This window comes from Aeromonas sp. FDAARGOS 1419, assembly GCF_019047045.1.
GTDB lineage: Bacteria > Pseudomonadota > Gammaproteobacteria > Enterobacterales > Aeromonadaceae > Aeromonas > Aeromonas veronii.
This window is the reverse complement of the sequence record NZ_CP077209.1, coordinates 714,360-728,471: the sequence shown is the minus strand read 5'-3', so window position 1 is coordinate 728,471 and position 14,112 is coordinate 714,360. Positions and strand designations below refer to the sequence as shown.

Annotated in this window: 14 protein-coding genes; 5 read left to right on the top strand and 9 right to left on the bottom strand. The window is 57.1% G+C overall.

The window, feature by feature from the left end; genetic code table 11:
• Positions 1 to 51: 51 nt before the first annotated feature.
• Positions 52 to 1,047, top strand: a complete 996-nt coding sequence (locus tag I6L49_RS03140; protein ID WP_040066524.1) for a peptidase U32 family protein — start codon at positions 52 to 54, stop codon at positions 1,045 to 1,047.
• 11 nt (positions 1,048 to 1,058) lie between these two features.
• Entirely contained in the window at positions 1,059 to 1,931 is an 873-nt protein-coding gene (locus I6L49_RS03135) for a U32 family peptidase (protein WP_216950588.1), read from the top strand.
• Between the two features lie 65 nt (positions 1,932 to 1,996).
• Here I6L49_RS03135 and nlpI read toward each other — a convergent pair whose 3' ends face one another.
• The 7 genes from nlpI to queA form a co-directional block, all read right to left on the bottom strand.
• Positions 1,997 to 2,941, bottom strand: coding sequence for a lipoprotein NlpI (gene nlpI / locus I6L49_RS03130; RefSeq protein WP_005351017.1), 945 nt, complete (start codon positions 2,939 to 2,941; stop codon positions 1,997 to 1,999).
• Between the two features lie 90 nt (positions 2,942 to 3,031).
• Complete coding sequence (locus I6L49_RS03125; protein ID WP_019446086.1) at positions 3,032 to 3,400, bottom strand: rhodanese-like domain-containing protein; 369 nt, start codon at positions 3,398 to 3,400, stop codon at positions 3,032 to 3,034.
• A gap of 84 nt (positions 3,401 to 3,484) precedes the next feature.
• Entirely contained in the window at positions 3,485 to 4,432 is a 948-nt protein-coding gene (secF, locus tag I6L49_RS03120) for a protein translocase subunit SecF (protein ID WP_005337322.1), read from the bottom strand.
• A gap of 10 nt (positions 4,433 to 4,442) precedes the next feature.
• Positions 4,443 to 6,296, bottom strand: a complete 1,854-nt coding sequence (gene secD / locus I6L49_RS03115; RefSeq protein WP_005337324.1) for a protein translocase subunit SecD — start codon at positions 6,294 to 6,296, stop codon at positions 4,443 to 4,445.
• Positions 6,297 to 6,314: 18 nt separating this feature from the next.
• Entirely contained in the window at positions 6,315 to 6,650 is a 336-nt protein-coding gene (gene yajC, locus I6L49_RS03110; RefSeq protein ID WP_005337327.1) for a preprotein translocase subunit YajC, read from the bottom strand.
• A 52-nt stretch (positions 6,651 to 6,702) separates the two neighbouring features.
• Positions 6,703 to 7,839: a tRNA guanosine(34) transglycosylase Tgt gene (gene tgt / locus I6L49_RS03105; protein WP_005337329.1), complete on the bottom strand. Its 1,137-nt coding sequence runs from the start codon at positions 7,837 to 7,839 to the stop codon at positions 6,703 to 6,705.
• Positions 7,840 to 7,913: 74 nt separating this feature from the next.
• Positions 7,914 to 8,966 (bottom strand): tRNA preQ1(34) S-adenosylmethionine ribosyltransferase-isomerase QueA, encoded by a 1,053-nt coding sequence (gene queA, locus I6L49_RS03100; RefSeq protein WP_216950587.1) that lies wholly within the window; start codon positions 8,964 to 8,966, stop codon positions 7,914 to 7,916.
• Positions 8,967 to 9,178: 212 nt separating this feature from the next.
• Here queA and I6L49_RS03095 point away from each other — a divergent pair, with 212 nt between their 5' ends.
• From I6L49_RS03095 to ahpF, 3 genes are all read left to right on the top strand, one after another.
• A complete protein-coding gene (locus I6L49_RS03095) occupies positions 9,179 to 9,625 on the top strand; it encodes a CBS domain-containing protein (RefSeq protein ID WP_005337333.1) in 447 nt (148 codons plus the stop codon).
• Positions 9,626 to 10,317: 692 nt separating this feature from the next.
• The gene (gene ahpC / locus I6L49_RS03090; protein ID WP_005337335.1) at positions 10,318 to 10,884 is read left to right on the top strand and encodes an alkyl hydroperoxide reductase subunit C; all 567 of its coding nucleotides are present in this window, start codon (positions 10,318 to 10,320) and stop codon (positions 10,882 to 10,884) included.
• A 123-nt stretch (positions 10,885 to 11,007) separates the two neighbouring features.
• The gene (gene ahpF / locus I6L49_RS03085) at positions 11,008 to 12,588 is read left to right on the top strand and encodes an alkyl hydroperoxide reductase subunit F (protein ID WP_216950586.1); all 1,581 of its coding nucleotides are present in this window, start codon (positions 11,008 to 11,010) and stop codon (positions 12,586 to 12,588) included.
• A gap of 136 nt (positions 12,589 to 12,724) precedes the next feature.
• Here the strand turns inward: ahpF and I6L49_RS03080 are convergent, their stop codons facing one another.
• Both I6L49_RS03080 and I6L49_RS03075 read right to left on the bottom strand, forming a co-directional pair.
• Complete coding sequence (locus tag I6L49_RS03080) at positions 12,725 to 13,441, bottom strand: SIMPL domain-containing protein (protein WP_021229694.1); 717 nt, start codon at positions 13,439 to 13,441, stop codon at positions 12,725 to 12,727.
• 55 nt (positions 13,442 to 13,496) lie between these two features.
• The gene (locus I6L49_RS03075) at positions 13,497 to 14,057 is read right to left on the bottom strand and encodes a hypothetical protein (RefSeq protein WP_216950585.1); all 561 of its coding nucleotides are present in this window, start codon (positions 14,055 to 14,057) and stop codon (positions 13,497 to 13,499) included.
• Positions 14,058 to 14,112: the final 55 nt, after the last annotated feature.

Genomic DNA, 14,112 nt, shown 5'->3' with positions numbered 1-14,112 from the left:
GCATACAATCAGGGCTCGTTTGCCCTTCATATGCACTCTCGGAGCGTACCAATGGAATTACTCTGTCCGGCAGGCAGTTTGCCGGCACTGAAAACCGCCGTGGATAACGGGGCCGATGCCGTTTATATCGGTTTCAAGGATGACACCAATGCCCGCCACTTTGCCGGTCTCAACTTTACCGACAGCAAACTGGAGAAGGCGGTAGATTATGTGCATCAACATGGTCGCAAGCTGCATATTGCCATCAATACCTTTGCCCATCCCGGGGCCGATACTCGATGGAAACAGGCGGTTGATCGCGGGGTGGCCCTCGGCGCCGATGCGTTAATCATCGCCGATCTCGCCGTGCTGGAATATGCCAGCCGCCACTACCCCGAGATGGAACTCCATGTCTCGGTGCAGGCCAGCGCCACCAATACCGCCGCAATTCGCTTCTATCAGCAGCAATTCAATGTCACACGGGTGGTGCTGCCCCGGGTGCTCTCCATGCATCAAGTCAAGCAGCTGGCCCGCGAGACCGATGTTGGCCTTGAGGTATTCGCCTTTGGCAGCCTCTGCATCATGGCCGAGGGGCGCTGCTATCTCTCCTCCTACATGACTGGCGAGAGTCCCAACACCGTCGGCGCCTGCTCACCGGCCAAGTTCGTCCGTTGGGAAGAGACCCCGAATGGTCTCGAGTCGCGGCTCAACGAGGTGCTGATCGACCGCTATGGCCCGGGCGAAAATGCTGGCTATCCGACCCTGTGCAAGGGGCGTTTCGACGTGGATGGCCAGACCTACCACGCGCTGGAAGAGCCCACCAGTCTCAATACCCTGGGTCTCCTGCCCGAGCTGTTCAAGACCGGGATCCAGTCGGTCAAGATTGAAGGGCGCCAGCGCAGCCCCGCTTATGTGGAGCAAGTGACCCGGGTCTGGCGTGCAGCCATCGATGCCTATCAGGCCAATCCCGAGGCCTATCAGGTTAAAGCTGAGTGGGATGCCCAGCTCGCCCGCGTCTCCGAAGGTAGCCAGACTACCCTCGGCGCCTACCATCGTCAGTGGCAATAAGGAGTCCACCCATGCAATTTTCTCTCGGGCCTCTGCTCTTCTACTGGCCCAAAGCCGATACCGAAGCCTTTTACCATGCCGCTGCCGACAGTCAGGCCGACATCATCTATCTGGGGGAGACCGTCTGCAGCAAGCGGCGCGAACTCAAAGTCGATGACTGGATTGCGCTGGCCCGTCAGGTGGCCTGCTCTGGCAAGCAGGTGGTGCTCTCGACCCTCGCCCTTATCTCCGCCCCCTCCGAACTCAAGGAGGTGAAGCGGCTGGTCGACAATGGCGATCTTATGGTCGAAGCCAACGATCTCGGTACGGTGCAACTCGCCTGGGAGGCAGGGATCCCCTTCGTCTGTGGCCCCGCCATCAACGCCTATAACGCCGATGTGCTGCGCATGTTGCTCAAACAGGGGATGAAACGCTGGGTCATGCCGGTGGAGCTCTCCCGTGACTGGCTGATCCAGCTCAATCAGGATCTGGGCCCCCTACGCGACCAATTTGAGGTGGAGGTGTTTGCCTACGGCCATCTGCCGCTCGCCTATTCGGCGCGCTGCTTCACCGCCCGCTCCCTCGACAAGCCCAAGGACAACTGCGAGCTCGCCTGCATCAACTACCCCACTGGACGACTGGCCAACAGCCGCGAGGGTCAGCGGGTGTTCAATCTCAACGGGATCCAGACCCAGTCCGGTTACTGCTATAACCTGGGTAACGAGCTGGCTGGTATGGAAGGTCTGGTGGATGTGGTCAGACTTTCACCGCAAGGGATGGAGACGCTGGAGATGCTGGCCCGCTTCAAAGCCAACCGGCAGGGCAATCAGCCCCTCGCTCTGCAGCAGGATCGCGATTGCAACGGCTACTGGCGCCAGATCCCCGGCATGAGCCTGGTGGAGTAAACCCGCCATTCGCCCAACAAAAAGGCCTCATCGCGAGGCCTTTTTTACCACTACCTGGCAGTAGATCAGGAGGGCTGATCACCCTTGTTACGAGCGCTCTGGGCACCTGGCGGCAAGGGCTTGCGCGCCATCAACTCCAGCTCCAGCAGCGCATAGCGGTGCTCGATGAAATCATAGACGTTGTTAGATAAGGCCAGCTTGAAGTAACTGATGGCCTCCTTGCGGTTGCCTTTGCCCAGCTCGAACTTGCCCAGATAGAAGTAGGTTTCACACAGGCGCTCGGCAAGCTCCCGGTTATCCTTCACCCCTTTCACCACGTTGCCCATCAGCTGGGAAGCGTTGATCTCGCCGGTATAGAGGCGAACCAGATCCCAGTTCCAGGCATCGTCATCGTACTTGTTGAGACGCTCGCGCATCCGGCTCATTGCGGCCGACGGGTCGAGTTTCTGCTCGGCCAGATAGAGCCAGATCACCCGATAGGGGTCTTCCGGCTGCGCCTCGTAGAAACGCTTCATATCGGCCGCGGCCAGTTCGGGACGGTTACCGTAATAGAGGGCGATGCCACGGTTCAGATAGGCATAGTCATAATCCGGCGCCAGCTCGAGGGCAGAATCGAAGGCATCATAGGCTTCGTCGTAATTCTGCTGCTGTACCAGATAGACGCCGATGAAGTTGTAGGCTTCGGCGAAATCCGGTTTCTCCCGCAGGGCACGGTTGAAATCGAGCCGCGCGAGGGAACGCAGACCAACCCGATCAAACACCACGGCACGCTCATAGAACAACTCTGCCCGTTGCTCGGTGGTCAGTTCCATTTCACTGAGCATCTGCCCGAGTCGGGCGAGCGCCAGCTCACTCTGGTAGGAGACCTGCAGGGGGGTCGCCAACACCAGTGAAGCAGGCTGCGGCTTGGGAACCTTGGGGGTGTTAACCTGACTGCTACTGCTGCAACCCCACATGGGAAGCAACAACAGGATACCGAGGAGGTATCCAATCCCTTTCCTGACGTTCAATGAACACTCCGACGCTTACGCTTGACCCCGCATATGGTAAAGGTCAACTGCCGCTTTGTCATGTAGCTGTGCCCCTCTACCTCAAATAAATCAGGATTCGACAGGGTATCCGGCATCGCACCAACCGCGAAAGCCGCCGTCGACGCTGATCACCTTGCGATAACCCATCTGTTGCAGGTTGTCCGCAGCCAGAATGGAGCGAAAACCACCACCACAATAGAGGTAGAGCTCGGTCTCGAGATCCGGGAACTGGGTCTCGATATCCCGCTCAATCACGCCACGACCCAGATATCGGGCACCGGGCAGATGGCCTTTGGCCCACTCGCTCTCTTCCCGCACGTCGATCAGGTGAAACGTGCGCCCTTCATCCTGCCAGCGCTTGATCTGGTGAACATCGGTTTCGGTGATGCGGGAGCGGATCCCGTCAACCAGCGCCAAAAAACGGGGATTGTGATGCATGACAAACTCCTGTTGTTTAAATCATGTGCGTCAGCAAACGACACGCAGAGATAAGAAAAGAGCGCCATGAGGCGCTCTTCACTGTTACGGCAGGATTTCCTGTTGGTCCGCACCCTCTTTCTCTACCTGGGTGGGCAGCATGTGCTCGCGCTTGACGCCGAGGAACATGGCAAACGCACTCGCCACATAGATGGAGGAGTAGGTACCGAACGCCACACCGATCACCATGGCCACGGCAAAACCGTGGATCAGCGCACCGCCCTTGAGCAAAAGCGCCAGCACCACGATAAAGGTAAGGCCGGAGGTGATGATGGTACGACTCAGGGTCTCGGTCATGGAGAGATCCAGAATGTACTCGGTATCCCCTTTACGCACCTTGCGGAAGTTCTCCCGCAAGCGGTCGAACACCACGATAGTATCGTTCAGGGAGTAACCCACCAGGGTCATCAGTGCCGCCAGTACAGTCAGGTCGAACTCGTACTGGAAGTAGGCAAAGACACCCAGCGTGATCACCACGTCGTGCACCAGGGAGAGAATGCCCCCCAGCGCCAGACGCCATTCGAAACGCACTGCCACGTAGGCCAGGATACAGAGGATGGAGGCCAGCATGGCCAGCGCACCGTCTGTCGCCAGTTCATCACCCACGGAAGGGCCGACGAACTCGACGCGTTTGAGCACTGCGCCCTCGTCGAGCTGCTTGGCCGCCGCCAGCACTTCGTTACCCTGTTGTTCTACCTTGACCCCCTCTTTCGGGGTCAGGCGGAACAGCACGTCACGGCTGGAGCCAAAGTGTTGCAGGGTTGCCCCTTCAATCTTCTGCTCTTCCAGAGCGTCATGGATCTTGTCCAGGCTCACCGACTGCTGGAACCCCACCTCGATGGTGGTACCACCGGTAAAGTCCAGACCCCAGTTCAGACCCCGATCAAACAGGAAGAACAGGGCTACCACCATCAGCACGGAAGAGAAAACCACACCCGGCTTGGCATAGCGCATAAACGGGATCGGTTTTTCAAAATGTAGAATCTGAAACATTTCTCTATCCTCAGATGGGCAGCTTGTCGATACGCCGTCCACCCCAAGCCAGGTTGATAATGGCACGGGAAACTGTGATGGCAGTAAACATGGAGGCGGTCAGACCAATGCCCAGCGTCAGGGCAAAGCCCTTGATGGCGCCGGTGCCGATACCGAACAGGATCACACAGGTGATCAGCGAGGTCACGTTGGAGTCGGCGATGGTGGAGAATGCTCGATCAAAGCCCAGATGGATGGCTTGCTGAACACCACGACCGTTGCGGATCTCTTCACGAATACGCTCGTAGATCAGTACGTTGGCATCCACCGCCATACCCAGCGTCAGGACGATACCGGCGATACCCGGCAGTGTCATGGTGGCCCCCGGGATCATTGACATGATGCCGACAATCAACACCAGGTTCATACAGAGCGCCAAGTTGGCAACCCAGCCGAACGCGCGGTAGTAGATCCCCATGAACAGCACGATCACCAGCATGGCCCAGCCGATGGCTTCCATACCACTGTCGATGTTCTGTTGACCCAGGCTTGGGCCGATGGTGCGCTCTTCCACGATCTGGATCGGAGCGATCAGGGCACCGGCACGCAGCAGCAGCGCCAGGTTGTGTGCTTCGTTGGCGTTGTCGATGCCGGTGATACGGAACTGGCTGCCAAGACGCGACTGGATGGTGGCGACGTTGATCACCTCCTCCTGCTTGCGGAACTTGCGCTTGCCATCCGGACCCGGTTGACCGACCGGCTTGTACTCGATGAAGACGGTCGCCATCCCTTTACCGACGTTATCCTTGGTAAAGTTGGCCATCTTGTTGCCACCCTGGCCATCCAGCTTGATGTTGACCTGGGGACGGCTGTACTCGTCGAAACCGGACTGGGCACCCACGATGTGGTCACCGGTCAGGATCACCCGCTTTTGCAGCACCACGGGACGACCATTGCGATCGTTGTAGACCTTGGAGCTGGGCGGGACACGGCCGTCGGCCGCAGCCTGGATGTCGGCAGTCTCATCGACCATGTGGAACTCCAGGGTCGCGGTTGCCCCCAGGATCTCCTTGGCGCGGGCGGTATCCTGAATACCGGGCAGTTCAACGACAATGCGCTCGGCGCCTTGCTGTTGTACCAGCGGCTCGGCCACGCCCAGTTCGTTGACCCGGTTACGGATGATGGTGATGTTCTGCTCGAGGGCGTACTTCTTCACTTCCTTGATCTTGGCTTCGCTCAGACCAGCCAGCAGGATGAACTCATCCCCCTTCTGCTCGGTAGTGAAAGTCAAATCAGGGTTCTGACGACGCAGATGAGAAACAGCGCGTTCCTGATCGGCTTCGTCACGGAAGATCACCTGCACCTGATCACCGACCCGGCGCACACCGGAGTAACGGATCTTCTGGGTGCGCAGCTCGGAGCGGAAATCCTGCACCATCTGCTCTTGCTGCTTGGTCAGTGCTTCGGCCATGTCCACTTCCATCAGGAAGTGCACACCACCACGCAGATCAAGACCCAGCTTCAGAGGCGCCGCACCGATGGCTTCGAGCCAGGCGGGAGTGGAAGGTGCCAGGTTGAGTGCGGTAATGAAGTTGTCGCCCAGCTTGTTGGCAACGATATCGCGCGCCTTCAGCTGGTCTTCGGTGTTCTTGAAACGGATCAGGATAAAACCGTGCTCGAATGCAGCATGTTTGACCGGGATCTTGGCCGCTTCAAGGGTCTCTTTCACCAGATCAAGAGTATCTAGCTTGACTTCGGCACCACGGCTGGCAGAAACCTGCAAAGCCGGATCTTCGCCGTAAAGATTGGGGGCTGCATATAGAAAACCGATGGCGATCACCAGGATCACCATCAGGTATTTCCACAGCGGATAGCGATTCAACACGCTGTGCTCCTTGGGAGATTAAAGGGACTGGATAGAACCCTTGGGCAGAACGGCAGAGACGAAGTCCTTTTTGATGGTGACTTGAGTCTGGTCGTTCAGGGCGATCACCAGGTAATCGCTGTCTGCAGCCACTTTGGCAATTTTGCCAACCAGGCCACCGGAAGTGAGCACTTCATCACCCTTGGACAAGGAGCTCATCAGATTGCGGTGATCCTTGGCACGCTTGGCCTGGGGACGATAGATCATGAAGTAGAAGATCAGGCCGAATACGGCCAGCATGATGATCATTTCCATACCACCACCCTGTGCACCCGGTGCTGCGCCTTCTGCATACGCCTTGGAGATAATGCTCATTTAACAACCTCTTATTGATGTAGATTTAAAAAAACAAAATTATATGTTGTTGTTATTTAACGTCATTTTCAGCTAACGGAGGCACAGGCTTCCCTTGCCGACGGTAAAACTCTGTTACAAAGTCGTCTAATTTACCCTGCTCGATCGCGTCCCGCAAACCCTGCATCACACGCTGGTAGTAACGCAGGTTATGAATCGTATTCAGACGGGCACCGAGGATCTCGTTGCACTTGTCCAGATGGTGCAGGTAGCTGCGGCTGTAGTTCTTGCAGGTGTAGCAATCGCATTCGGCATCCAGGGTGCTGGTGTCGTTGCGGTGCTGGGCATTGCGGATCTTCACTACGCCATCGGTGGTGAACAGGTGGCCGTTGCGGGCGTTGCGAGTCGGCATGACGCAGTCGAACATGTCGATACCACGGCGCACCCCTTCCACCAAGTCTTCCGGCTTGCCGACCCCCATCAGGTAGCGTGGCTTGTCAGCCGGAATTTTCGGGCAGACGTGCTCGAGGATTCGGTGCATGTCCTCTTTCGGTTCGCCCACGGCCAGACCACCGACTGCATAACCGTCGAAACCGATCTCCAGCAGCCCCTTGAGGGAGACATCCCGCAGATCTTCGTAGACCGAGCCCTGAATGATGCCGAACAGGGCGTTCTTGTTGCCCAGCGCATCAAACTTGTCGCGGGAGCGCTTGCCCCAGCGCAGGGACATCTCCATGGACTTGCGCGCTTCTTCATAAGTGGCCGGGTACGGGGTGCACTCGTCGAAGATCATCACGATGTCGGAGCCCAGATCGTACTGGATCTCCATGGACTTCTCGGGGTCGAGGAAGATCTTCTCGCCATTGATGGGGTGACGGAAGTGGACGCCCGCTTCGGTGATCTTGCGAATATGGCCCAGGCTGAACACCTGGAAACCACCGGAGTCGGTCAGGATCGGGCCCTGCCAGTTCATGAAGTCATGCAGATCGCCGTGGGCACGCATCACTTCCTGACCCGGACGCAACCAGAGGTGGAAGGTGTTACCCAGCAGGATCTGAGCGCCGGTTTCACGCACTTCTTCCGGGGTCATCCCCTTGACGGTGCCGTACGTCCCGACCGGCATAAAGGCCGGCGTTTGTACCACACCACGTTCGAAGACCAGTTGACCGCGACGGGCACGGCCGTCGGTGGTTTTCAGTTCAAATTTCATTGCTACCTCGGCTGCGTCAGATAAACAGTCTGACAATAGGAGGGCCGCTCACGGCCCGGTAAATAAGCTGAAGCTTATGCTTCAACCTGGCGACGGGTGACGAACATGGCGTCCCCGTAGCTGAAGAAACGGTACTGCCCAGCCACGGCTGCCTGATAGGCCGCCATCACGTTGTCATAACCGGCGAAGGCGCTGACCAGCATGATCAGGGTCGACTCCGGCAAATGGAAGTTGGTGACCATGGCATCGACAATCTGGAACTGGTAACCAGGGAAGATGAAGATATCGGTGTCACTAAAGAAGGGCGCTAGCGGTTTGCCCAGCGCCAGGGTAACCTTGGCCGCGCTCTCCAGCGAACGGACCGAGGTGGTGCCAACGGCAATCACCCGACCACCACGGGCACGGGTGGCCGCGATGGCATCCACCACCTCTTGCGGCACTTCCGCATACTCGGAGTGCATATGGTGATCTTCAATCTTATCTACCCGCACCGGCTGGAAGGTCCCCGCCCCTACATGCAGGGTGACGAAGGCCGTTTCAACCCCTTTGGCCCGAATTTTCTCAAGCAGCGGCTCATCAAAGTGCAGGCCGGCGGTCGGGGCCGCGACGGCGCCCGGCTTTTGATTGTAAACGGTCTGGTAGCGCTCCTTGTCAGCATCCTCGTCGGGACGGTCGATATAGGGGGGCAGCGGCATGTGGCCGATGGCCTCCAAAATTTCCAGCACCGGACGCGGGTCGAGGAAGTGGATCTCGAACAGAGCGTCGTGGCGGGCGCGCATCTCTGCCTCCACACCACCATCCATGATCATCCGGGTGTCGGGCTTGGGCGCCTTGGAGGCCCGGACATGGGCCAGCACGCTGTGCTCGTCCAGAATGCGCTCGACCAGTACCTCCAGCTTGCCGCCGCTGGCCTTCTGGCCAAACATGCGCGCCGGAATGACACGGGTGTTATTGAATACCAGCAGGTCACCCGGATTGAGCTGATCCAGCACATCCACAAATTGACCGTGGCGCAGGGCGCCAGTCTGACCATCGAGCTGCAACAGGCGGCTGGCAGTACGCTCTGCCATCGGATAGCGGGCAATCAGCTCGTCTGGCAGATCAAAATGAAAATCGGATACTTGCATCTTTCACCTCGGGGGGAATCGGCGGCTAGTCTAGTTATCCCCATCTTCCAAGGCAACCCAAAAGACCAAAAACCCAAGAGAGACAAGGGGTAGCGAGCAATATTGAGACACACCTCCGGTTAATGATTCTTTAATGTTCTGTATTGACCCTGATCATGTTTTGCCAATGGGCGCTGGGCTAGGGTGAAAGCAGATACACAAGGAGGCCCACCATGATGACCCTATCCGAAATCATGACCGAACATCCCTTCACTCTGGGTCCGTCAAACAGTGTCAAACAGGCGATGGACCTGATGCAGCAGGAGCGGATCCGCCACATTCCCATCGTCGACGAGCAGCACCACCTGCTGGGGCTGGTGACCCTCACCGATATCCTGGCCACCCGGGAATCCAAGCTGCTGCTCATCAGCCCGGAGCGGGAAGCCGAATTTACCGACAGCGTGCAACTCGACGAGATCATGACACGGCAAGTGGCGAGCGTAGATCCTCACGCCGGTATCAAGGAGGCGGCACTTTACCTGCAGCGGCACAGATATGGCTGCCTGCCGGTACTCAAAGGACGCAAGCTGATCGGCATTGTCACCGAGTCGGACTTTATTTCCGTGGCCATCAACCTGCTGGAATTGATGGAAGAGCAGGAACCACCTACCGACTTTTGACAGATCCAGCTGTAATTAAATTACAATAAAAGCGTTTTCAGCCGTCAAAATAAGCTTAAATGATGAAACACTTTCATTTTGATTGAAAAATTACACCAAATGCTTGCCTTGTGATCTGCGTCACACTATCATCCCTCTCATGCAATAGTTGCCGAGGGGGAGACGAGGGATTGTGCACCCATTATCTTCCTCTCATATGTCTGCAAGTTTGCACACCCCGTAGTTAGTCTTTGCTGTAAAGCATTTGTTTATATAGCCATTCCTTGTTTGATGACCCGGCCCTGTCGTTGCGATAGCGCCGGGATTTTTTTATCTGCGCTTTTCGGCTTCCCCCCTACCAACACATCCCCCATCGCTGCGAGCAGCGGCCTCAACCTCCTGCGCCACCTGTTTGCACCACCGTTTATCTCATCGCGTCATCGTGGCTCTGCACACCTCTTCTTATGCCTTGAAAAGGCGATGTAGCGCACAGATATTGAATCACGACAAGGAGTTATCTCAGTAGGCCTGAGATATTCATGTTAGGTACAGCCATAGTGAGTTATCTAATAAGTAGATTTAAGCGATTCAAAATTGCGGCTTTTATCGATTAGCGGAAGCCCCTATGATGAATCCATCGAAAGTTAAGCGCCTCGTCTGGCAAGACTCTTCAACACCAGACCGGCATATGTACATCACCAAGGAGCAATTACATGTCTACCTACATCAACACTGAAATCAAGCCGTTCAATGCTACCGCCTACCACAATGGCAAATTCGTTCAGGTGTCTGACGCTGACCTGAAAGGCAAGTGGTCCGTGGTCTTCTTCTACCCGGCTGACTTCACCTTCGTTTGCCCGACCGAGCTGGGCGACCTGGCTGACAACTACGCTGAATTCCAGAAACTGGGCGTCGAGATCTACTCTGTCTCTACCGACACCCACTTCACTCACAAAGCATGGCACGACACCTCTGACACCATTCAGAAGATCCAGTACCCGATGATTGGTGACCCGACTGGTACCATCACCCGCAACTTCGGCGTGATGATCGAAGAAGCTGGTCTGGCTGACCGCGGTACCTTCGTAATTGACCCGCAGGGCATCATCCAGATCGTCGAGATCAACGCTGGCGGCATCGGCCGTGACGCACTGGAACTGCTGCGCAAAGTTAAAGCGGCCCAGTACGTTGCCTCCCACCCGGGTGAAGTGTGCCCGGCTAAATGGAAAGAAGGCGAAGCCACTCTGGCCCCGTCCCTGGACTTGGTAGGCAAGATCTAAGCCTCCCGCTTCCAAGACCGGCCCGCATAAGGGCCGGTCTGCTTTCCGGCCTTGCCAAATAGACCTGAAAGCAGACCGACTCACATTTAATGCCAACTCGCCATTACAAGAAGGAATTCGACCATGTTGGATACCAACCTCAAACAACAGCTGAACACCTATCTGCAGTACATCGTCAATCCCATCGAGATCAGCGTGTCCGGCAACGACAGCGACAAATCTGCGGAGCTGCTGGCTCTGGCCAGCGAGATCGCCGAGATGTCACCCAAGATCATCCAGACCTCTGGCACTGCCGCTCGCAAGCCTTCCATGAGTGTCGCGCCGCAGGGCCAAGCCCCGCGCGTTCACTTTGCCGGCATCCCCATGGGTCATGAATTTACCTCTCTGGTGCTCGCCCTGCTGCAAAGCGGCGGCCACCCCTCCAAGGCAGATGCAGCCGTGCAGGAGCAGATCCGCAATCTCAAGGGCGAGTTCCACTTCGAGACCTATATCTCCCTCTCCTGCCACAACTGCCCGGACGTAGTTCAGGCCCTCAACCTGATGGCGACCCTGAACCCCGGTATCACCCACACCATGATCGATGGCGCCCTGTTCCAGGACGAGGTCGCCGAGCGTCAAATCATGGCGGTACCGAATGTCTACCTGAACGGCCAACCGTTCAGCCAGGGCCGTATTTCACTCGAAGAGATCGTCGCCAAACTCGACACCGGCGCCGCCGAGCGCAAGGCTGCCGAGCTGAATGAGAAAGATCCCTACGATGTGCTAGTGGTAGGCGGTGGCCCGGCTGGCGCCGCAGCGGCCATCTATGCCGCTCGTAAAGGCATTCGCACTGCCATCGTTGCCGAACGTTTCGGTGGTCAGGTGATGGACACCGTCGGCATCGAGAACTTTATCTCCGTGCCCTACACCGAAGGCCCCAAGCTGGCCGCCAGCCTGGAGCAGCACGTCAAAGAGTACGGCGTTGAAGTGATCACCGAGCAGCGCGCCGCCGCCATCAGCAAAGATGGATATGTGAACGTGGATCTCGCCTCTGGCGCCACCTTGAAGAGCCGTGCCGTGATCTTGGCTACCGGTGCGCGCTGGCGTGACCTGAACGTCCCGGGCGAGCTTGAGTACCGTACCAAGGGCGTGGCCTACTGCCCGCACTGCGATGGCCCCTTCTTCAAGGGCAAGCGAGTAGCGGTGATCGGAGGCGGTAACTCCGGCATCGAGGCAGCGATCGACTTGGCTGGCATCGTCGAGCATGTGACTGTGGTGGAGTTCGCCGACACCCTGCGTGCCGATGAAGTGCTGCAGAAGAAGGCTCGCTCCATGGGCAATATCGACATCATCATGAGCGCGCGCACCACCGAAGTGATCGGTGATGGCAGCAAGGTGGTCGGTATGGACTACGAAGATCGCACCACAGGTGAGATCAAACACCTGGCGGTGGCGGGTATCTTCGTCCAGATCGGCCTGGTACCGAACACCGAGTTCCTGAAAGGGAGCGAGATTGCCCTGACCCGCTTTGGCGAGATCGAGATCGATACCAAGGGCGCGACCTCCCTGCCCGGCGTCTACGCCGCAGGGGATGCCACCACGGTACCGTTCAAGCAGATCATCATCTCCATGGGTGCTGGCGCCACCGCCGCACTGGGTGCGTTTGATTACCTCATCCGCAACCCGGCACCTGAAGCGACCAAGCCTGATGCAGTGACCGCCTGATAAACCCAGCGCAACAAAAAGCCGATGCTCGATTAAGTAAACACGAGCGTCGGCTTTTTTATATCTGCATCGATGCGCAATAAAAACCCCGCAGCAAATGGCGGGGTTGTTCATGACTGGACTTAAACGACGGGCATCACTCCAGCAAGAATACAGCCTCGATATTATCACTTACCGTGATCTGCTGTTGTTGATAGCTGTTGTCCGCCATATCCGGCGCGGGAGCAGCCATCGCCATGGCCTGCACCACCTTCAGGTTGCGGCTGTAGGCGGTAATGGGCGAAGCATTGCGGTACTCCACACTGTAGACCTTGCCAAGCTTCATCCCGAACGCCTTGGCCAGAGATTCAGCCTTGGTTTTGGCATCCTCAACGGCATTCAGACGGGCCTGCTCCTTGATGACCTGCGGCGATTTCAACCCGTACTCAATCTGGGATACGGACTCCAGCCCGGCTTTGAGGGCGGTATCCATCAGGGGGCTCAACTTGTCGAGCTGATAGAGCTTCACCGCCAATTGCCGCTGGGCACGGTATCCCAACAATACCGGCTTCTTGTTCTCGCCATACTGATATTCCGGAGAGACCATCAGGTTGCCAGCCTCAACATCGCTGCGCTTGATCCCCAGCCCTTCCAGTTGGCTGAAAAAGGCTGCGACCTTGGTATCGACCTGCTGCTTGGCCTTGAGGCCCTGCTTATCCAGTGCACTCACCGCCACATTGAGGGTGAGCATATCGGGTTCGGTCTTCTGCTCGGCATAACCGCTCACCACCAGATGGGGCGCTTGCGGCACTTCAATCGCCAGCAGCGGAGCACTGACAACCAGAGCGGAAAGAGTAAGAAGGGGACGCCACATAGAAAAAACCTCAATCGGAAAGATTGAGGTCATTATGCCCGTGCAGCTAGGGGATTCATATATCGTGCAAGGGGGGGAGCTGATCCAGTATCTGATTGGTCAGATCGAGACTAATGGTGACCATGCTGCCGGGATCCTGGCTCTGGTTTGCCATATCCAGCGCAGGAGCCGCGCCACAGACCAACACCTCATCATCGAAATGAAACGAGTCCCACGACAGAACGTGTCCTTGCACCGCCTGTCCGATATTGGTGCCACCACTATCCTCCTCCATCGCAGACCAAGGGATGGTATCAGATGGCCCTAGCAAATCTTGCAACAACGGAGAGTGAAAACTGGCCAGCGGATACTCCTGCTGCCCCTGATGATGGCCAACCAGAATCATGTTATAGGCAGACTCGGTATCCATGACCGGCACATAAGTGATAGAGGCCGTAGCGAAATCAACATAGAGCGAGCCCGCTACATCACCGGCCTCATTCTCAATCTCCATCCCATCCAGCCGATCCCCCGTGATCGAGGCCTGATAGCCAAACTGGCCTGCGCAGGTAATGTTCCCCTGCCCATCCCAGCTATAACGGATGCCATCAATGTCGACCCAGTTGAATGACTGCATGATTACCCCTCTCCTCTACTGCCGCTATCTTATCCATCCCCTTGAGGAAAAAACA